We start from the raw sequence: 18,990 nt of genomic DNA, 5'->3' as shown, positions 1-18,990 counted from the left end.
CATGAGCGCCAGTTCTTACGACGCGGCCGCGATTGAAGTTCTCAGCGGCTTAGATCCGGTGCGCAAGCGACCGGGTATGTACACCGACACGACGCGCCCCAACCATCTAGCGCAAGAAGTTATCGACAATAGCGTGGACGAAGCCATTGCCGGCTATGCCGGTGTGATCAACGTCATCCTGCACGCGGACGGTTCGTTGTCGGTGGAAGACGACGGCCGGGGAATGCCGGTCGATATCCACCCCGACGAAGGCATTCCCGGTGTGGAATTAATCCTCACGCGCCTGCACGCTGGCGGCAAGTTTTCCGATCGTAATTACCAGTTTTCCGGGGGCTTGCACGGCGTTGGGGTGTCGGTGGTAAACGCACTCTCCAACCATCTTGAAGTGTGGGTTCGGCGCAACGGCAAGGAATACAATATGGCCTTTGCCGGCGGCGACAAGGTATCGGAACTGGAAGAGATCAGGACAGTTGGGCGGCGAGTGACCGGCACGACTCTACGCTTCTGGCCTGACCCGCGCTATTTCGATTCGCCTCGATTCTCGCTTTCTCGCTTGAAGCATGTTTTACGTGCCAAAGCGGTGTTATGCCCAGGACTCAAAGTGGCCTTCACTGACGAGGCGAGCGGCGAGAAAATTCTCTGGCATTATGAAGATGGCTTTACCGATTATCTCAAGGAAGCGCTGGGCAAGGCTGCTCTGCTACCTGATCCGCCGTTTGTCGGGCATGTGAGTGGAACTCGTGAGGCGGCCGATTGGGCTTTAACCTGGTTGCCGGAAGGCGGCGAGCCGGTGGCCGAGAGTTACGTCAATCTGATCCCTACGCCACAGGGCGGCACTCACGTCAACGGCTTGCGCGGGGGTGTGACCGATGCGGTGCGCGAGTTTTGCGAGTTCCGCAATCTGGTGCCGCGCGGATTGCGCATCGCCCCGGAAGATGTTTGGGAAGGCTGTTGCTATGTGCTGTCGGTGAAGATGCAGGACCCACAGTTTTCCGGCCAAACCAAGGAGCGCTTGTCCTCGCGGGAGTGCGCGGTGTTCGTCGCTGGGGTGGTGAAGGATACCCTGAGCTTGTGGCTAAACCAGCATCCCGAAACCGGCGAGCGGATCGCCCAATTGGCGTTGACGAATGCGCAGAAGCGGTTGCGGGCTAGCCGCAAGGTGGTGCGTAAGCAGGTGACCAGCGGCCCAGCGCTGCCCGGCAAGCTGACCGATTGCACGGCGCAAGATTCGGCACGAACCGAGCTGTTTCTGGTCGAGGGCGATTCGGCCGGTGGTTCGGCCAAGCAAGCCCGCAACCGCGAATTTCAGGCGGTGATGCCGTTACGCGGCAAGATTTTGAATACCTGGGAGGTGGATTCGAGCGAAGTGATGGCTTCGCAAGAGGTGCATGACATCGCCGTGGCCATCGGCGTCGATCCCGGCTCCGATGATCTGGCCGGTTTACGCTACGGCCGGGTTTGCATCCTCGCCGACGCCGATTCTGATGGGTTGCACATCGCCACGTTATTGTGTGCGCTGTTTGTGCGCCACTTCCGCCCCTTGGTAGCAGCCGGTCACGTCCATGTTGCTATGCCACCGCTGTTTCGGATCGATGTCGGCAAGGAGATTTTCTACGCGCTGGATGAGGCTGAGAAGCAGGGGATTCTGGATCGGATCGCCGCCGAGAAGAAAAAAGGCAAGATCAACGTCACCCGCTTCAAGGGCTTGGGTGAGATGAATCCGTTGCAACTGCGGGAGACGACCATGGACCCCGCAACGCGCCGGCTCGTGCAACTGACGTTGGAAACCGGTGATGATACTCTGCTGTTGATGGATATGTTGCTGGCCAAGAAGCGGGCCGGGGACCGTAAGACCTGGTTGGAGGCGAAGGGCAATCTGGCGGAGGTTTGAGCAGAGCCGTTGCTCATGGAGTTACCCGCTTTGGCGCCCCTGGGATAATACCCTGACGCCAAAGCGGGTCTAAGGCGGAGAAAGACTTATTTCTCCATCGTTACTTTTACGCCGCTCACGCCCAGATTAAATTGCAGTCCCTGAGTGGTCGAATCCAAACGCATAATGACGCCATTCTCGTTTTTCATCTGTACGCCACCCACACCGCCGCCCAACGCCACATTGGCATCCAGTTTGGTATAAGTGCCAGGAAATTTGGAAAGGTCTTTCAAATCATAGACTTCACCCACGGCGCTGATCTTAGCTGCGCCGATGGCTGCGCCTAAGCTTAGTCCACCGATTTTGAAATCGTGTTTTTTACCGTGATAGGTCAAGGTGCCACCACCAGTGCTACCGCCAACAATCAGACCGAACTGGGTTTCATCGATCTCAACCTTCCCAGAAGGCGCTTTGGCAGGGTCCACAGCCAGGGCCAGAGAACTCACCAGCAAAGTCGTCGCCAGAAAAGCGGGAGCCATCATTTTACGCAGCATTGTCATCGTTAAGTCCTCAATAGCAAAGTTTTATTGGGTTTCGGGTTACAGACCGACCCGGCGCTTTCGCCCTTTTGGCGGTCTGACTTGGTGAAGCCCGATGGGATCAAGGTTAAGGAATAGCCCTAAGGGGCCATAGTGCCAAAAGGGATAATCGAGTCACGATTTTAAATTTCAGCATGATGACTAAAGTCACTCTGCAATCCGCACCAGCAGAAAGAGCTGGCTTGGCTCTGCTGAGGGCGCGGGATTGGTCAGGCGAGGATACCCGCTGCTTTCCGTGTCGCTACGCTAGCCCTCGGTGGGCGCGCTGCGCAACAAAAACGTTACCGGGCCATCGTTGGTCAGACTGACTTGCATATCTGCGCCGAAGCGACCCGTAGCTACCGGAGTAGGGTGCTGTCGGGCCTGTTCCACCAGATAATTGAACAGCCGTTCACCGTCGGCTGGTGGCGCGGCAGGGATAAAGCTGGGCCGCATTCCCTTACGGGTATCCGCCGCCAGGGTAAATTGTGGGACCAGCAGCAAACCGCCGCCGATATCGCGCACGCTGCGATTCATCTTGCCGTCGGCATCGGCGAATACTCGATAACCCAGCAAGCGTTCCAGCAATCGGTCGGCCTGCGCTTCGCTATCGCCACGCTCGACCCCAACCAGCACCAGCAAGCCTGCGCCAATAGCGCCGACGATCTCGCTATCGACCTCAACCCGCGCCCCACTGACCCGCTGTAACAACCCAATCATTTGAAACGATCAGCGAAATGTTGGGTGGCGGTGATCAGCGCATCGACAATCCCCGGCTCACTGGCGGCGTGACCGGCGGGGGTGATGATCCGAATGTCCGATTCTGGCCAGGCGTGATGCAGCGCCCAGGCGTTATCCAGCGGACACACCACATCGTAGCGGCCGTGAACGATGATGCCGGGAATCCCGCTCAGTCGCCCGGCGTCGCGCAACAGTTGATTCGGCTCCATGAAACACTGATTTACGAAATAGTGGCACTCGATTCTTGCCAAACTGAGCGCCATCCGCGCCTCGCCAAAGTGATTAACGATGCTGGGGTTACTTTCCAGAGTTAAGGTGGAGCCTTCCCACACCGACCACGCTTTCGCCGCCCGTAGCTGCTCCAATGCGTTGGTACTGGTCAAGCGGCGATGATAGGCGTGCAGCAGATCGTTCCGTTCCGCCGCCGGAATCGGCGCCAGGAAATGCTCCCACAGATCGGGAAACAGGCGGTTAGCGCCGCTTTGATAGAACCAGTGAATATCCTCATCCCGACACAGAAAGATGCCGCGCAGAATCAGGCCCAGCACCCGATCAGGATGGGTTTCGGCATAAGCCAGCGCCAGCGTCGAACCCCAGGAGCCGCCAAAAACCACCCAGCGATCAATGCCCAGCCGTTCGCGCAGTTTTTCGATATCGGCGATCAGATGCCAGAGCGTGTTATCGATCAATTCAGCGTGTGGCGTGGACTGGCCAGCGCCGCGCTGGTCGAACAACACGATGCGGTAGCGTTCTGGATCAAAAAACCGCCGGTGCATCGGCTCACAACCGGCCCCAGGCCCACCGTGCAGGAACAACACGGGTAAACCCTTGGGGCTGCCGCATTCCTCCACATACAAATCGTGCAATTCGTCAACAGTAAACCGGAAGGTCGAATAGGGTTTAATGTCTGGAAACAGGACACGCATGGCAACTCCGGGCGGCGCTGAGAAACGGGTGAAAGAGAAGCTGATAGAAATAGATTTTACGCAGAATGGATGATAGCCCGGTAGGGAAGCGGAGCGTGGCTAAAGAATGTAATCGACGACGGCATCCAGATCGTTGAAGACCCGTCCACCCAGCGGGGTGACCTTCGCTTCATCACCGGGACGGTATTTGCCGGTTCGTACCAGGATGCCGCGCAACCCGGCAGCCAGCGCGCCGCAGACATCCATTTCAGCATCGTCGCCGACCATAATCACATCTTGAGCGGGCAGTTCGAGTCCGGCGACCGCCGCTTGGAAAAAGTCGGCGGCTGGTTTGCCCAGCACCACCGCTTCCATCTCGGCCGCATATTCCAGCGCCGCCACGAACGGCCCGGCGTCCAGGCTAAGCTGGCCGTCGTCATTAAAATGGCGGTTCGCGCCCATGGCAAGCAGCGGCAGGCCATCCAGTAGCAACCGAAAGCAACGGTTAAGCGCGGTGTAATCGAAGGCAGCTCCGGCGTCGCCGACCAAGACCACGTTTGGCGGTGGGCCAAGCAAATCAGCGAATTCGCTCTCAATGCGCGGATGAACCAGCAGGTGTGGGGTCAGTTGGCGGGTGAGCAGGTAATTACGGGCCGCGACCACAGGGGTAAATAGATGCTCGAAGGGTACTTCAAGCCCCATGGCGGCCAACCGGTCGATGACCGTGCTGCGGGGCATCCGGGTGCCGTTGGTAATGAAACGCATCGGGATACCGGCGGCGCGCAAGCTCAGCATCGCTTCACGGGCGCCGGGCAGGGGGTAGCCGCCGACGCACAACACGCCTTCCAGGTCGAATAGAACGCCGTGGATCATGGTTTGCTCGCCGGATCGGGTTTATGGGCCGTTTAGGAACACGGGTCAGGAGCGGCCCGCCGAGTTGGCTCGGCACCGCCCTTAGTGAGTATAGAAGGCAGTTTGACAAATGAAGTCCGATCAGCGAGCCAGTGCGCGCGGTGACATGCACCGCTTAAAAGGATCGGACTCTCAACGGCGATGACCGGCGAGGTCTCAGGCGGTCGCTCCCAGGGCCAATGCTCGCTGGCGGCGCTCGGCACATTCGGCGGCGGCCTCGCCACCAGTGCCGAATTCCGGCCAGCCGCCAGCCTGCTGCTCAATCAGTTCGGTTAACGCGCGAAGGTGGCCGGGCGCATCGTTCAGTGCGGGGATATAACGGTACTGCTCACCACCGGCGTTGAGGAAAACCTGCCGATTTTCGATGGCAATTTCCTCCAGCGTTTCCAAACAATCGGCGGCAAAGCCGGGACAAAGCACGTCCACGCGCTTGATACCGGCTTTGGCCCAGTCGGCCAGCAAGACGCTGGTATACGGTTGCAGCCATTCGGCACGTCCGAAGCGCGATTGAAAGGCCACCGCCCACTGCTCCGGTGGCAATGCCAGCCGCTCTGCGACCAGCCGGGCGGTTTTTTGACAGTGACAGTAGTAAGGGTCTCCGGCCAGTAAGTTGCGTTTGGGCAGGCCGTGAAAAGAGAACAGCAAGCGCTCCGCTGGTTCCACCCGCCGCGCCGCGCGCACGCTGTCTGCCAGTGCATCCAGATAACCGTCCTGATCGTGGTAATGGGTGATCAGGCGTAACTCCGGCAGCCAACGCCAGGTTCGCAACTCGGCGGCGATAGCATCGAAGGTGGAAGCCGTGGTGGCAGCGGAATACTGCGGGTACAGCGGCAAGATCAGCAGTCGGCGCACACCAGCGGCCCGCAATTCGGTCAGCGCCGATGCAATGGACGGATTGCCATAGCGCATTCCCAGCGCGACCTGTATCGGTTCGGGGTGTCGCTCGGCTAGCAGGGTGGCGAGCGCCGCTCGTTGACGCTGGCTGATTACCAAGAGAGGTGAACCCTCGGTGGCCCAAATCTTTTGGTAGTTGCGTGCGGAACGAGCCGGTCGGGTCGGCAAGATAATACCGTGCAGGATCAGCCACCACAGCGCGCGAGGGATTTCGACCACCCGTGTATCCGCCAGGAATTCGGCCAAGTAGCGCCGCACGGCAGCGGGAGTGGGTGCATCTGGAGTGCCGAGATTGGTCAGCAGCACACCAGCGCGCGCCGGTTGCTCATGGGTGAAGGATAGGGGTGCGGGTGATTTCATGGTGCGGTGGTTTTCCTTTCAGTGATAGTGCCTGGCCGATCATGGGTTCGACCTATAATGAATCTAAATGAAACTCATTCTTGCGCGGAGGTTCCCTTGCCATGCTTGGTTCGTTTCTCGACAAGGATTCCCTAGACTGCGGCGATCTTGATTTCAGCGTGCTCGACACGGAGTTACCGGAGCTAACCTATTATCCAGCCACATCGCCAGACCAGGTGGCGGAGCGCATCGCACAGGCTGAAGTCGTCATCAGCAACAAGGTGATGTTGAATGCGGCGGCTATTCAGCAAGCCCCCCGGTTACGGTTAATTTGTATCGCCGCCACTGGCGTTAATAACGTTGATTTGGCAGCGGCCGAGGCGGCGGGTATCACGGTTTGCAACTGCCGAGGCTATGGTACGCCAGCGGTCGTCCAGCATGTATTTGCGCTGCTTTTGGCGCTTTACATTCGACTGCCGGATTACCACCAAGCGGTACGTGCCGGGCGCTGGCAGCAGGCTAGCCAGTTTTGCTTGCTGGATTATCCGATTCGTGAGCTGGCCGACAAAACGCTGGGTATCGTTGGTTATGGAGAACTCGGTCGGGGCGTGGCACGGGTAGCCGACGCCTTCGGTATGCGTATCTTGCTCGCGCAGCGACCCGGCACCGTGGAACCGGAAGAGGGACGAATACCGCTGCCGGTCCTGCTGCCACAAGTCGATGTGCTCAGCTTGCATTGCCCCTTGACCCCCGAAACCCGTGGCCTGATCGGCGCTTGGGAATTGGCCTTGATGCGCCGCGATGCGATCTTGCTCAATACCGCCCGTGGGGGTCTGGTGGATGAGGCGGTGCTGGCTGACGCGCTGCGCAAAGGGGCCTTGGGCGGCGCCGGAATAGACGTACTCAGTCTGGAACCACCAACCGTTGGCAACCCACTACTGGCGCCTGATATTCCCAACCTCATCGTGACCCCGCACAGCGCTTGGGGTAGCCGTGAGTCGCGCCAGCGTATGCTGGGTCAATTGGCGGAGAATGTTCGGGAGTATCGGCTCGGCCAACCGGTTCGCGTCGTCAGATGATACGGAAATATTCGACTTAAACGGGTTCTAAGTCGTATATCAGTAAGAAAATATAGGTAAAGTGTTACCGCCTTGATCGCTGGGCAACATAAAATGTCTGTGCCTGACGGAATCTTGCCAAGGAATGATCTGCGAATGATCTCGCTCCATCCCGGTTTTTTTCTCAGCCTGAAATGGAAGGCATTGCTGCTGAGCAGCCTCGTGCTCATCGCGGTGACTGGAACCCTTGTCGCTATCAATCATAACGAGTTACGCAATCAATTCGAACGGCGGCGCACGGAATTGCAAAGCCAGTACGCTTATCAAGTGCAGGGCTTGCTTGAACAAGCGGATAAAACATTGCGGCAATGGAGCGCAACCATCGCTTCCTCGCTCAATCTGCGGGGCGTGACCGGTAAGGCATTGGAAAAGCGCATGATCGCTGAATTTGAGCGCATGGCCGCGATTCTCGAATTGAATATGGGGATGGAAAAAATTCTGCTGATCACCGCCGATGGGCAGCGTTTGGCGGCGCACGGTCCCGATGCCGACGCCGATCCGTCCGCGACCGTGGTGGCTGCGGCGCGTCAGGCCCTGACGACGGAAACCCCCGTTGGTCTGATCGATTGCTCGGATACCTGCTTACAATATGCGGTCACACCCATTCTGGACGCCGGCTATGCCTTGGTCATAGGTATTTCCCTGGCGGATGTGGTGCTCGATTTTCGGCAGGTTTCCGGCACTGATCTGGGCTTACTGGTGGGCGGTACCAGGCTGGATTACGCGAATGGCAATGGCGAGCAGTCGCTCAAAAACTGGAACATGCGCGTGGTGGCCTTGTTCAACACGCGGGTCAATCTCGCGATCTTGCGCCAGGCGGCCGACCGCCAGCCGCTGGCTGATGCCGCGCGTGCGCCGCTGTATGTCACCGCCGATCACCGTGAGTACGAAGTCCGGCTCTTTCCGCTAACCGGCTTTGAACAGGGGTGGCAGGCCTATCTGGCAATCATTGCCGATATCACCGATTCGGTGGCGCACATTAATGCCGCGTTCCAGCGTAATGTGCTGTTGGGAATCGTCGGCTTGGTACTGTCGGAGGTCTTGCTGTTGGCGATCTTGTGGCTGCCGATGTCAGGGTTGCGGCGGGCGGCTGATAACCTCCCTTGGCTGGCGGAGGGGGCTTTCGGCAAAGTGCGTGCGGCGATCTCGGACGTGCCGCTGAATCGCTGGTTTCGTGACGAAGTGGATGTCCTCAATGAGACTGCCATCGCGTTATCGCACCAACTTGAAGCGCTGCATATCGAATTGGCCAACCATACCCGCGATCTATCGGAGCGCATGGATGAAATCACCCGGCAGCGTAACTTTGTCACACATGTGCTTGAAACAGCGCAAGCCCTGATTTTGACGCAGAATCAGGACAACGAAATTCTGATGATTAACCCTTATGCTGAAGTCATCACCGGCTATTCGCTGGGGGAGCTGCGGGGTCGGCCGTTTGCGAGCTTGCTCAGCGAGGAGGAAAGCGGCACAAAGGGGCAAGCCCTGGCGGAGTTGCGGTTCATCGAACGGGCGCATATCGAAATGGAATGCGATATTCGTTGTAAGGATGGCAGTACCATCAACGTGGTCTGGCAACATTCCCGCTTAAAGGGGCAATCCACGGACAAGGCCGTGATCCTGTCGGTGGGTATGGATATCACCGCCCGGAAAAAAGCCGAGCTGCGTCTGGCCTGGTTAGCCGATCACGATACCCTGACTGGACTTTATAACCGGCGCCGGTTCGCCCAGGAACTGAAAGAAGCCGTCGCGGCGGCTAGGCGCTATGGTTATTCCGGTGCCTTATTGTTCGTCGATTTGGACCAGTTCAAATACATCAACGACACCAGCGGTCATCAGGCCGGTGACCGCTTACTGCAACGGATCGGCGAGCTGTTTTGCACGATCCTGCGCGAGGTGGACGTGATCGGCCGCTTGGGTGGCGACGAGTTCGCCGTGGTGCTTAGCCGCACCACCGCCACTGAGGCGGTCCAGGTCGCAAAAAAAATCCTCACGCAGATCGAGGAAGTCAATTTTTCGGTCGATGAGCAAATCCATCGATTGTCGGCCAGCATCGGGATTACGCTGTTTCCACAACACGGCATTACCGTTGAAGAGCTACTGGCGCGGGCCGATCTGGCCATGTATCGCGTTAAGGAAAGTGGGCGCGGTGGCTGGCATCTTTTATCGGATCAGGACCAAAGCCAGCGCCTGATGCGCGAGCGGGTATTTTGGAAGCAGCGGGTGGAAATTGCGCTTAAGGAGAAGCGCTTTTTACTGTACGCGCAGCCTATCTTGGATATCTGCAACCACTCGGTCTCACACTATGAGGTCTTGCTGCGGATGCGCGGTGATGAGGGAGAAATTATCGGACCAGCCCAATTTATCGAGGTCGCCGAGCGCTCCGGGCTGATCCATGCCATTGATCGCATGGTGATGTCTGAAGCCATTCGTTACCAGGCTCGTGCCCTGGCTCGTGGGCTGCCGGTCACCCTGACAGTGAATCTATCCGCTCATGCCTTCAACAATCCAGACTTGCTACAGCAGCTCAAACATCTCCTACAAGAAACCGCGCTTGATCCCCAGCAGTTGATTTTTGAGATGACGGAGACCGCCGCCCTCGCCGACATTGTGGCCACTCGCCAGTTGATGGAATCCATCAATGCCATTGGTTGCCAGTTTGCGCTCGATGATTTCGGGACTGGGTTTTCCTCGTTCTATTATCTGAAAAAGCTGCCGTTTGGTTTCATCAAGATCGATGGCTCGTTTATCCATAAGCTCGGTGAGCGGGCCGATGATCAGGTTTTGGTGAAAGCAATGGCGGAAATTGCCAGGGCGTTCGGTAAAAAGACCATTGCCGAACATGTGGAGGATAGTGCCACGCTGGCCTTGCTGGCAGAGTATGGTATTGATTACGCCCAGGGCTATCATGTGGGCCGACCGCTGCCGATTACCCGCGTACTGGAAGAGCCGGAGCCGGTGATGGCAGATCCCCTGGGGTCATGACCCTATGGCGCGGACTCGGCTTCAGGTTGGTCGGTACTGGCGGGCAAGTTTGGTTTTCCAGGGCGACCATACTATCCTTAGCCGACGCCGATCAAGGACCCAGATGACACGGGCGACTGTTCCGGCAGCGCCTTGCATTGGGTCGCTTCCTCGCATCGCTCCTTTTTTAGTCACGCATTCAACCAGTTCGAGAGTGTACCCATGACAACTCCAGCGACCGTTGCCCGCCCGGCAGCGCGCCCCCATACGTCGGCTCAGCCGGCTCATTCTGCCCCAGCCTGGACCGTGGATGCGGTGCTGGCTTTGTTCGAATTACCTTTGGCGGATTTGCTGTTTCGGGCGCAGGAAACGTTACGCGCCCACTTTGATCCCAACGCGGTGCAACGCTCTACTTTGCTCTCGATCAAGACCGGCAACTGCTCGGAGGATTGCGGTTACTGTTCGCAATCCAAGCGCCATCAGACCGGCTTGGAAACCCAACGCTTGCTGTCAACCGAAGACGTGTTGACCGCCGCCAAGGCCGCCAAAGAGCAAGGCGCCGGACGGTTTTGCATGGGGGCGGCCTGGCGCGGTCCCAAAGAAAAGGATATGGCGGCCGTGGCTGAGATGGTCCGCGCGGTCAAGGCACTCGGCTTGGAGACCTGCGTCACACTGGGCATTCTCAAGGACGGCCAGGCCGAGCAATTGAAAGATGCCGGACTCGATTACTACAACCACAATCTCGATACCGCGCCTGAATATTACGGCGATGTCGTCACCACGCACACCTACCAGGATCGGCTCGATACCCTGCACGGTGTCCGTGAGGCGGGCCTGAAGGTCTGTAGCGGTGGCATCGTCGGCATGGGTGAAACGCGCCGCCACCGGGCCGGACTGATCGCCAAATTGGCCAGCCTTGATCCGCCCCCGGAATCGGTGCCGATCAATAATCTGGTGCCGATCCCCGGCACGCCCCTGGCTGGTAGCGAGCCGGTCGATATCTTCGAATTCGTGCGCACCATCGCCGCTGCCCGCATCGCCATGCCGCGCAGTTACGTGCGCCTGTCTGCCGGTCGGGAGCAGATGAGCGAAGCCGAGCAGGCTCTGTGCTTTTTCGCTGGGGCCAATTCGATGTTCTATGGTGACCAATTGCTCACCACCGGCAACCCGCGCGTGGAAGGTGATAACGCGCTGTTCGCGAAGCTGGGATTGCACGGCGTTTGAACAGCCGCCGATGAGCAACCTCAACTGGCTCGACCGCAGCCGTGCCGCTGTCTGGCATCCCTGTACCCAGATGAAACAGCACGATTGCGGTGTTTTACCGCTGGTGCCGGTGGCGCGTGGCGAAGGCGCGTGGCTATACGATTATGAGGGCCGGCGCTATCTGGATGGAATCAGCTCCTGGTGGGTGAACCTGTTCGGTCACGCCAATCCGCGCATTAACGCGGCCCTCAAGGATCAGCTAGGGCGTTTAGAGCACGTCCTCCTCGCCGGCTTCACCCATGCGCCGGTGGTCGAACTGTCGGAGCGGTTAGCTGCATTGACCCAACAAGCACTGGGCCACTGCTTTTATGCCTCAGACGGCTCTTCGGCGGTGGAAATCGCTCTCAAGATGTCATTCCACTACTGGCGTAATAACGGCCAACCTGAAAAGAATCAGTTCGTCTGCGTGGCCGGCAGCTATCACGGCGAGACGCTGGGTACGCTGAGCGTGGGTGATGTTGCGCTTTACAAGGACGCTTACGCGCCGCTGTTGCGCCAAGCGACCGCCGTGCCTTCGCCGGACGCGCGGGCCGCTCAGGCGGGGGAAACCGCAACCGATGTTGCCGCGCGGGCCGCTGCGGCGCTGGACAGCTATCTCGCCGAGCACCACGACAGCATCGCCGCGTTTATTGTCGAGCCGTTGGTGCAAGGCGCGGGTGGGATGGTGATGCATGATCCGCATTATCTACGGCTGGCCCGCGAGTCTTGTGACCGCTACGGCGTGCATTTCATCTGCGATGAAATCATGGTCGGTTTCGGCCGTACCGGCACGCTGTTCGCCTACGAACAGGCGGGTATTCGCCCTGATTTTTTATGTTTGTCGAAAGGGTTGACCGGCGGCTATTTGCCGCTATCGGTGGTGATGACCACCGACGAGGTGTACGCAGCGTTTTACGATGACGCAGTGACGCGCGGTTTTCTGCACTCCCATTCCTATACCGGTAATCCGCTGGCCTGCCGGGCCGCGTTGGCCACCTTAGCTATTTTTGCCGACGATGATGTACTGAAGCGCAACCGGCGATTTGGCAAACGCTTCTGTGCGCTGCTGGCACCCTTGGCCAAGCGTTCAGCGGTGCGCAATATGCGTCGCTGCGGCATGATCTGGGCCGTGGATATCGAAACCGAAGACCCGGATTTTCGAGTGCGGTTCTATCGTGAGGCGCTGCGCCACGAAGTCTTGTTGCGCCCGCTGGGAACCACGATTTACTTCATGCCGCCGTATATCTTGGATGATCGGGAAGCCGTTTTGTTGGCCGAGGGTGCGGTAGCGGCGCTTGATGCGGCCTTGTCATGATCTGGGACGAACTGGAAACGGGTCTTGCTCGGCTTGCGACTGAAGGTTTGCACCGGCGCCGTCGCGTCTTGGATGCGCCGTGCGGCCCGGCAGCGGTCGTTGATGGCCAGCAGGTCGTGGCGTTTTGCAGCAACGATTACCTGGGATTGGCTAATCATCCTGCTATCGTCGCGGCGGCGTGTGCAGCAGCCGAGCGCTGGGGGGTTGGCAGTGGTGCCTCGCATGTGGTGAGCGGCCATCTGCGCCCGCATGAAGCGCTGGAAGAGCGTTTAGCGATGTTTGTCGGGCGGGAGCGGGCGCTGTATTTCACCACCGGCTATATGGCGAACCTGGCCATCGTACCGACCCTGGTCGAGCGCAACGATGCTATTTTCGCCGACCGACTCAATCATGCCTCGTTGATTGATGCCGCGTTGCTGGCCCGCGCTGAGCACGTCCGCTTTCCGCACGGCGATATGGCTGCGTTAGCAGAACGGCTCGAACAAAGCCGTGCGCGCCGTAAGCTCATTCTGACCGATGCGGTCTTTAGCATGGATGGTGATCTGGCACCTTTACCGGAGCTGTTCGCCCTGGCGGAGCGCTTTGATGCGTGGCTGGTGGTGGACGATGCCCACGGTTTTGGGGTGCTCGGCCCCGGCGGTCGAGGCAGCATCGCCCACTGCGATTTACCACCGTCACCGCGCCTGATTCTCATGGGGACGCTCGGTAAAGCGGCCGGTGTGTCCGGGGCGTTCGTCGCGGGTGATCGTCGAGTTATCGACTGGCTCATCCAGCGTGCGCGCCCTTATATTTTTACCACGGCCTCCAGCCCGCTGACGGCTGCGGCCCTGCTGGCCAGCATTGATTTAATTGAGCAGGGCGATGACCGGCGCGCGCATCTGTGTCGGCTGATTGAGCGGTTACGCTCCGGTCTTGCTGACTTGCCATGGTCGTTGTTGCCCTCGCTCAGTGCCATTCAGCCGCTGCTCATCGGGAAGAATAGCGCCGCTGTGCGACTGTCCGAGCAGTTGTTTCAGCGCGGTCTCTGGGTACCAGCGATTCGACCGCCTACCGTGCCGGTTGGGACCGCACGCTTGCGAATTTCGCTGTCGGCGGCCCACACAGACACCCAGATCGATGCGCTGGTCACAGCGCTCCATGATTGTGCTGTCAATGGCTCATGTTGAGCAAGTAACCGCTCGGCCGGCCAAGCAGCGGATTCGCCAAGCCTTCGATCAGGCTGCCGCGACCTATGATGCAGCCGCCGATGTGCAGCGCGAGGTCTGCGACCGCCTGGGCGCGTATCTCAGGCAATGCAGCATCCCGCTAGACCCAACCGCCATTCTTGATGCCGGGTGCGGTACCGGCTATGGCGCTCGCTGGCTGCAAACGTGCTGGCCACGCAGCCGCCTGACTTTGCTGGATTTTGCGCCGGCTATGTTAGTCGCTGCCCGCCCGCGCTGCCCTACTGCGGAGCTGGTTTGCGCGGATATCGAAGCCTTACCCGTGCTCGCTCAGAGATTCGATCTGTATTGGTCGAGTCTGGCCTGGCAGTGGAACGATCCCAGCCGCTGTTTGGTGGAAGCGGAACGGGTGCTCAAGCCGGGGGGCATCCTGGCAGTGGCTACCCTGGGAACGGCTAATTTTCCTGAGTTGCGCCAAGCGTTTGCTGAAACCGATGGCTACAGCCATACCCTGACCATTCCCTCTTCGGAGCAGTTGCTTACCGCGTGTCAAGCCACCGGCTGGCAGGTGTGCATTTGGCAACGGCAACCGGTGCAACGCTATTATCCCGATGTGCGCACGGTATTACGTAGCGTCAAAGACGTGGGGGCGCATGAAGTCGAGCGTCGGCGTCCGACGCTGCTGAGCCGCCCTGCCTGGCAGGCGATTACCGCCCGCTATGAGCGGTTACGCCAACCAGCCGGGCTGCCGCTGACCTATGATGCGGTCTGGCTCATCGCCACCCGTTAGCTGTGACCAGCCATCAAACCATGCAGACGGCATTTTTTATCACCGGCACCGATACCGACGTGGGTAAAACCCATGTGACGTGCGCTTTGCTGCGAGCCACTCAGCGACTGGGCTTCAGCGCTATCGGTATGAAACCGATTGCCGCCGGAGTCGATGCGGATGGTCGAAATGGCGATGTGGCGCGATTGCTAGCTGCCAGTTCCGTGCAGCCGCCGTTGGAGTGGGTCAACCCGTTTCTCTATGCGCCGGCCATTGCGCCTCATATCGCCGCCTTAGAAGCGGATCGGCCGATTGACCTAAAGGTGATTCAGCAAGCGTTAGAGATGTTGCAGACGCTGGCCGATGTCATCTGGGTCGAAGGGGTAGGCGGTTTTCGCGTACCGCTTGATGAGGAGCACGATACGGCCGATTTGGCGGAGCGCTTGGGGTTGCCGGTGATTTTGGTGGTCGGAATGCGGCTAGGCTGTCTCAACCATGCGCTGTTGACCGCTGAAGCCATAACGTACCGCAATTTGCATCTGGCCGGCTGGATTGCCAACCGAATCGACCCGGCGATGGGGCGCTTTGTCGCCAATCTCGCCTGCTTGCAAAATCGGCTGGAGGCACCGTTAGTCGGCGTTGTGCCCTATGGAGAGATGAGTGATTCGGCGAGTGCCGCGCTGCGATTATCGGTTTTACCGGGTTTTGCGCCGGCGATCTGAATCAAAAAGCCCGGCGAACCGGGCTTTAGGACTAAGAACCAACCGAAACTAAAACTTAATCAATCGGTTTGATATTGGTTGCTTGCTTGCCTTTGGGGCCGGTTGTGACGTCGAAGGACACTTTCTGATTTTCTCTGAGTGTCTTGAAGCCGCGGGCCTGAATGGCGGAAAAATGCGCAAACAGGTCATCGCCACCGCTGTCGGGGGTGATGAAGCCGTAGCCTTTCGATTCGTTAAACCATTTGACGGTGCCAGTGACCATAGATTTTCGTATTTCCTGAAACAAATGTTGAAAATAGCTGGGCTTACGCCCGAGAAAGCCGTACAAGAAGCTAGTGCGGGAAGATGACGAACCGGATTGTAGACCGACGAGGGGGTTACGGAGGACGAACACATTCACTAACTTGAGCTTCATACGTGCTAACAGCGTGGCACTATATGCCAAGAAGATAAATGGGGCAAGCACAATCGTCTAAGCGTTTTTCAGAAAGAGCGTCCAGTATTTAACTCTTTGGCCAATACTAAGGCGTCCTCTCGACCGGTGGTTGCCGGATAATAGCCGCGCCGTAAACCCACTTCGCAAAAGCCGGCTCCAGCATAAAGCCGGAGTGCTGGCCGATTGGAGGGCCGCACTTCCAGGAATACGGTTTGACTGTCCATGGCGCTCGCTACTGCCAGCAAGTGATCCAAAATTTGCCCCGACAGGCCACGCCCTTGCAGTTCTGGTCGCACGCAAAGGTTGAGGATGTGGGCCTCACCGGCCGCCACCGACATGATTCCGTAACCTTGGATAACGCTGTGTGGGACCTCTAAAACCCAACACTGATAGCCGACTTGAATGCAATCGCGCAGGACGCCTTCACTCCAAGCGAATTCGTAAGCCCGCTTCTCAATCGCCAGGACCTGTTTCAGATCGATAAACTGCATCGGCCGCAGCCGGTTGGCGAAGCGTTCTCGCAAGGCATTCATCGCGTAGCACCAGTCGGACTAAGGTGCGGTGCCGGCCAACGCACGGCGGGCCAGCCGCAGATCATCCCAGGTTTTGCGCTTCTCACGCGGTGAACGCAGCAGATAGGCCGGGTGATAGGTAACGACCAGCGGAATTTGCGCCGTTCCGAAACGATGGATCTGGCCACGCAACTTACCGATTTGCGTGTCAGTATTGAGCAGGTTTTGTGCGGCGATCCGGCCGACTGCCAGGATAATGCGCGGTTGAAGCAGGGCGATTTGCCGTTCCAGGAACGGACGGCAACGGGCCGCTTCAGCCGGTGCGGGGTCGCGGTTGTCCGGTGGCCGACATTTGAGGATATTGGCGATAAAGACCTGCTCACGCTGGAGGCCGATAGCCTGGAGCATCGGGTTCAGGAGTTTGCCGGCCCGACCGACGAACGGTTCACCTTGACGATCTTCATCAGCGCCTGGCGCTTCACCGACGATCAGCCAATCCCCTTGGCGGTCGCCGACGCCGAAGACCGTTTGCGTGCGAGAGGTACACAGATGACATGCCGTGCATTGCTGGACGGCTTCGGCCAGAGCGTCCCAAGCCAAGTCGGCGATCCATGCCGCCCGATGATCGATGGCCGTTACGGCGGTCTCTGCCGGGTCGTCGCTATCGGTCAGTAATTCCCAATCATCGTCCATCGCTGGCATCCAATCATCTTCAATCCAGGATTCGGTGCTGGCTGGTGCAGCCAGCATCGCAGCCTCGACCGGCACCGTTTTGGCAAATTTCTCCAGACCTGGGGCTGGCGCCGGATCAGCCGTCGCATGGTCCTCCGGCAGGGCCGGTGAGGGACCGGCGGTCGCGGGTTGGATTGCTGATGGCTGTCGTGGCAACCACAACGAAATCTCCAGCGCCTGCAAATAATAGCGGCGACGGTCCTCGGAATTCATAGCGCCGGCACTTACAACAATTGCGGATGGGCGCGCTCGGTTGGTTGCAGGATCTTGTTGAGCGCGTTGATGTACGCTTTAGCGGAGGCGATCACGATATCAGTATCCGCGCCTTGGCCGTTGAAGATTCGGCCGTCTTTGGCGATTCGCACCGTGACCTCACCTTGCGCATCGGTGCCGCTGGTAATGTTGTTGACCGAGTAGAGCAGTAGATCGGTGTCGGTTTGCAAGATGCTCTCGATAGCCTTGAATGAGGCATCGACCGGGCCGCCACCCTCAGCGGTCGCGCTGCGTTCCTCGCCATCCAGCGTCAGGGTAATGTGGGCGCATGGGGTCTCGCCCGTTTCCGAACAAACCCGTAGATAACGCAGTTGTGCGCGCTCGTTTTCCGCCGCTAAATTGGCGTCCGTGACCAGCGCCTGTAGATCTTCGTCGTAAATCTCGTGTTTTTTATCGGCCAGTTCTTTGAAGCGGGCAAAGGCGGCGTTTAGCTCCTCCTCGGAGGCGAAACTGGCCCCCAGCTCCTCCAACCGGGTGCGGAACGCATTGCGGCCGGAGTGCTTGCCCAGCACCATCCGGTTGGTACTCCAACCGACATCCTCGGCTCGCATGATTTCGTAGGTTTCACGGTGCTTGAGCACCCCATCCTGATGAATACCGGATTCGTGGGCAAACGCATTGGCGCCGACAATGGCTTTATTGGGTTGCACCGGAAAACCGGTGATATTGGCAACCAGCCGCGAGGTGGGCACGATCTGGGTGGTGTCGAGACGGGTTTCGAGCTGGAAGATATCGTGGCGAGTGCGCACGGCCATCACGATTTCTTCCAACGAGGCGTTACCGGCCCGTTCGCCGAGGCCATTGATGGTGCATTCCACCTGTCGCGCCCCAGCCAGGACCGCTGCCAGTGAATTGGCCACCGCCAAGCCGAGGTCGTTGTGGCAATGGACCGAGAAGACCGCCTGATCAGCATTCGGCACTCGTTCAATCAAGCTTCGAATGGTATGGGCGAACTGGTCGGGGACGTTATAGCCGACTGTATCCGGGATATTGATGGTCTTGGCCCCCGCTTTGATGGCTGCCTCGACGATCCGACAGAGGAAATCCAACTCGGAACGACCAGCATCCTCAGCAGAAAATTCCACGTCATCAGTCCAGCGCCGGGCACGCTGGACGGCGGCAATGGCGCGTTCCACCACCTGATCCGGTGTCATCCGCAGCTTCATCTGCATGTGAATTGGCGAGGTGGCGATAAAGGTGTGGATGCGACAGGCGGCCGCTTCCTTCAACGCCTCGCCGGCCCGGTCGATATCGGCGTCGGCGGCGCGGGCCAACCCACAGACCACGCTACCCTTGACCGCGCGGGCTACCGCTCGTACCGCTTCGAAATCACCGGGACTGGCGATGGGGAAACCCGCTTCGATGACATCGACCCGCATCCGCTCCAAGCTCTTGGCGATACGGACTTTCTCTTCCTTGGTCATTGATGCGCCGGGACTCTGCTCGCCGTCGCGCAAGGTGGTATCAAAGATGATCAATGGGTTCATGCGAAGGTCTCCAACAGG

The 18,990-nt window shown here is 58.9% G+C and carries 17 protein-coding genes; 8 read left to right on the top strand and 9 right to left on the bottom strand.

Going from position 1 to position 18,990, the window contains the following annotated elements:
• The first annotated feature begins 1 nt into the window (after position 1).
• On the top strand, positions 2 to 1,891 hold the full coding sequence (gene parE / locus BN873_RS10735) for a DNA topoisomerase IV subunit B (RefSeq protein WP_048673592.1): 1,890 nt from the start codon (positions 2 to 4) through the stop codon (positions 1,889 to 1,891).
• An 86-nt stretch (positions 1,892 to 1,977) separates the two neighbouring features.
• Here the strand turns inward: parE and BN873_RS10730 are convergent, their stop codons facing one another.
• The 5 genes from BN873_RS10730 to hemH all read right to left on the bottom strand — a co-directional run bounded on the left by BN873_RS10730 (position 1,978) and on the right by hemH (position 6,260).
• Positions 1,978 to 2,430: a hypothetical protein gene (locus BN873_RS10730; protein WP_048673591.1), complete on the bottom strand. Its 453-nt coding sequence runs from the start codon at positions 2,428 to 2,430 to the stop codon at positions 1,978 to 1,980.
• 285 nt (positions 2,431 to 2,715) lie between these two features.
• A complete protein-coding gene (dtd, locus tag BN873_RS10725; protein WP_048673590.1) occupies positions 2,716 to 3,168 on the bottom strand; it encodes a D-aminoacyl-tRNA deacylase in 453 nt (150 codons plus the stop codon).
• Positions 3,165 to 4,115 (bottom strand): prolyl aminopeptidase, encoded by a 951-nt coding sequence (gene pip, locus BN873_RS10720; protein ID WP_048673589.1) that lies wholly within the window; start codon positions 4,113 to 4,115, stop codon positions 3,165 to 3,167. Before pip ends, dtd begins: the two co-directional genes overlap by 4 nt.
• Positions 4,116 to 4,214: 99 nt before the next feature.
• The gene (locus tag BN873_RS10715) at positions 4,215 to 4,967 is read right to left on the bottom strand and encodes a TIGR01458 family HAD-type hydrolase (protein WP_048673588.1); all 753 of its coding nucleotides are present in this window, start codon (positions 4,965 to 4,967) and stop codon (positions 4,215 to 4,217) included.
• A gap of 195 nt (positions 4,968 to 5,162) precedes the next feature.
• A complete protein-coding gene (gene hemH / locus BN873_RS10710) occupies positions 5,163 to 6,260 on the bottom strand; it encodes a ferrochelatase (protein ID WP_048673587.1) in 1,098 nt (365 codons plus the stop codon).
• 101 nt (positions 6,261 to 6,361) lie between these two features.
• Here hemH and BN873_RS10705 point away from each other — a divergent pair, with 101 nt between their 5' ends.
• The 7 genes from BN873_RS10705 to bioD all read left to right on the top strand — a co-directional run bounded on the left by BN873_RS10705 (position 6,362) and on the right by bioD (position 15,532).
• Entirely contained in the window at positions 6,362 to 7,318 is a 957-nt protein-coding gene (locus BN873_RS10705) for a 2-hydroxyacid dehydrogenase (protein WP_048673586.1), read from the top strand.
• A gap of 135 nt (positions 7,319 to 7,453) precedes the next feature.
• The gene (locus BN873_RS10700; RefSeq protein WP_048673585.1) at positions 7,454 to 10,342 is read left to right on the top strand and encodes a bifunctional diguanylate cyclase/phosphodiesterase; all 2,889 of its coding nucleotides are present in this window, start codon (positions 7,454 to 7,456) and stop codon (positions 10,340 to 10,342) included.
• 201 nt (positions 10,343 to 10,543) lie between these two features.
• The gene (gene bioB / locus BN873_RS10695; protein ID WP_048673584.1) at positions 10,544 to 11,545 is read left to right on the top strand and encodes a biotin synthase BioB; all 1,002 of its coding nucleotides are present in this window, start codon (positions 10,544 to 10,546) and stop codon (positions 11,543 to 11,545) included.
• A gap of 10 nt (positions 11,546 to 11,555) precedes the next feature.
• On the top strand, positions 11,556 to 12,878 hold the full coding sequence (locus BN873_RS10690; RefSeq protein ID WP_048673583.1) for an adenosylmethionine--8-amino-7-oxononanoate transaminase: 1,323 nt from the start codon (positions 11,556 to 11,558) through the stop codon (positions 12,876 to 12,878).
• Entirely contained in the window at positions 12,875 to 14,044 is a 1,170-nt protein-coding gene (gene bioF, locus BN873_RS10685) for an 8-amino-7-oxononanoate synthase (protein ID WP_048673582.1), read from the top strand. The genes BN873_RS10690 and bioF overlap by 4 nt, the downstream gene beginning before the upstream one ends.
• Entirely contained in the window at positions 14,031 to 14,831 is an 801-nt protein-coding gene (bioC, locus tag BN873_RS10680) for a malonyl-ACP O-methyltransferase BioC (protein ID WP_048673648.1), read from the top strand. The genes bioF and bioC overlap by 14 nt, the downstream gene beginning before the upstream one ends.
• Positions 14,832 to 14,851: 20 nt before the next feature.
• Positions 14,852 to 15,532 (top strand): dethiobiotin synthase, encoded by a 681-nt coding sequence (gene bioD / locus BN873_RS10675; protein WP_048673647.1) that lies wholly within the window; start codon positions 14,852 to 14,854, stop codon positions 15,530 to 15,532.
• Between the two features lie 55 nt (positions 15,533 to 15,587).
• Here bioD and BN873_RS10670 read toward each other — a convergent pair whose 3' ends face one another.
• The 4 genes from BN873_RS10670 to BN873_RS10655 all read right to left on the bottom strand — a co-directional run bounded on the left by BN873_RS10670 (position 15,588) and on the right by BN873_RS10655 (position 18,972).
• The gene (locus BN873_RS10670; protein ID WP_048673581.1) at positions 15,588 to 15,794 is read right to left on the bottom strand and encodes a cold-shock protein; all 207 of its coding nucleotides are present in this window, start codon (positions 15,792 to 15,794) and stop codon (positions 15,588 to 15,590) included.
• A 221-nt stretch (positions 15,795 to 16,015) separates the two neighbouring features.
• Positions 16,016 to 16,501 carry a ribosomal protein S18-alanine N-acetyltransferase gene (gene rimI / locus BN873_RS10665; RefSeq protein ID WP_048673580.1) on the bottom strand — a complete coding sequence of 162 codons (486 nt, stop codon included), beginning with the start codon at positions 16,499 to 16,501 and terminating at the stop codon, positions 16,016 to 16,018.
• Positions 16,502 to 16,519: 18 nt separating this feature from the next.
• Positions 16,520 to 17,425: a uracil-DNA glycosylase gene (locus tag BN873_RS10660; protein ID WP_048673579.1), complete on the bottom strand. Its 906-nt coding sequence runs from the start codon at positions 17,423 to 17,425 to the stop codon at positions 16,520 to 16,522.
• Positions 17,426 to 17,436: 11 nt separating this feature from the next.
• Complete coding sequence (locus BN873_RS10655) at positions 17,437 to 18,972, bottom strand: 2-isopropylmalate synthase (RefSeq protein ID WP_048673578.1); 1,536 nt, start codon at positions 18,970 to 18,972, stop codon at positions 17,437 to 17,439.
• Positions 18,973 to 18,990 lie beyond the last annotated feature (18 nt).

The organism is Candidatus Competibacter denitrificans Run_A_D11 (assembly GCF_001051235.1).
In the GTDB taxonomy this organism is placed as follows: Bacteria; Pseudomonadota; Gammaproteobacteria; order Competibacterales; family Competibacteraceae; genus Competibacter_A; species Competibacter_A denitrificans.
This window is presented reverse-complemented; position numbering and strand designations above follow the sequence as displayed.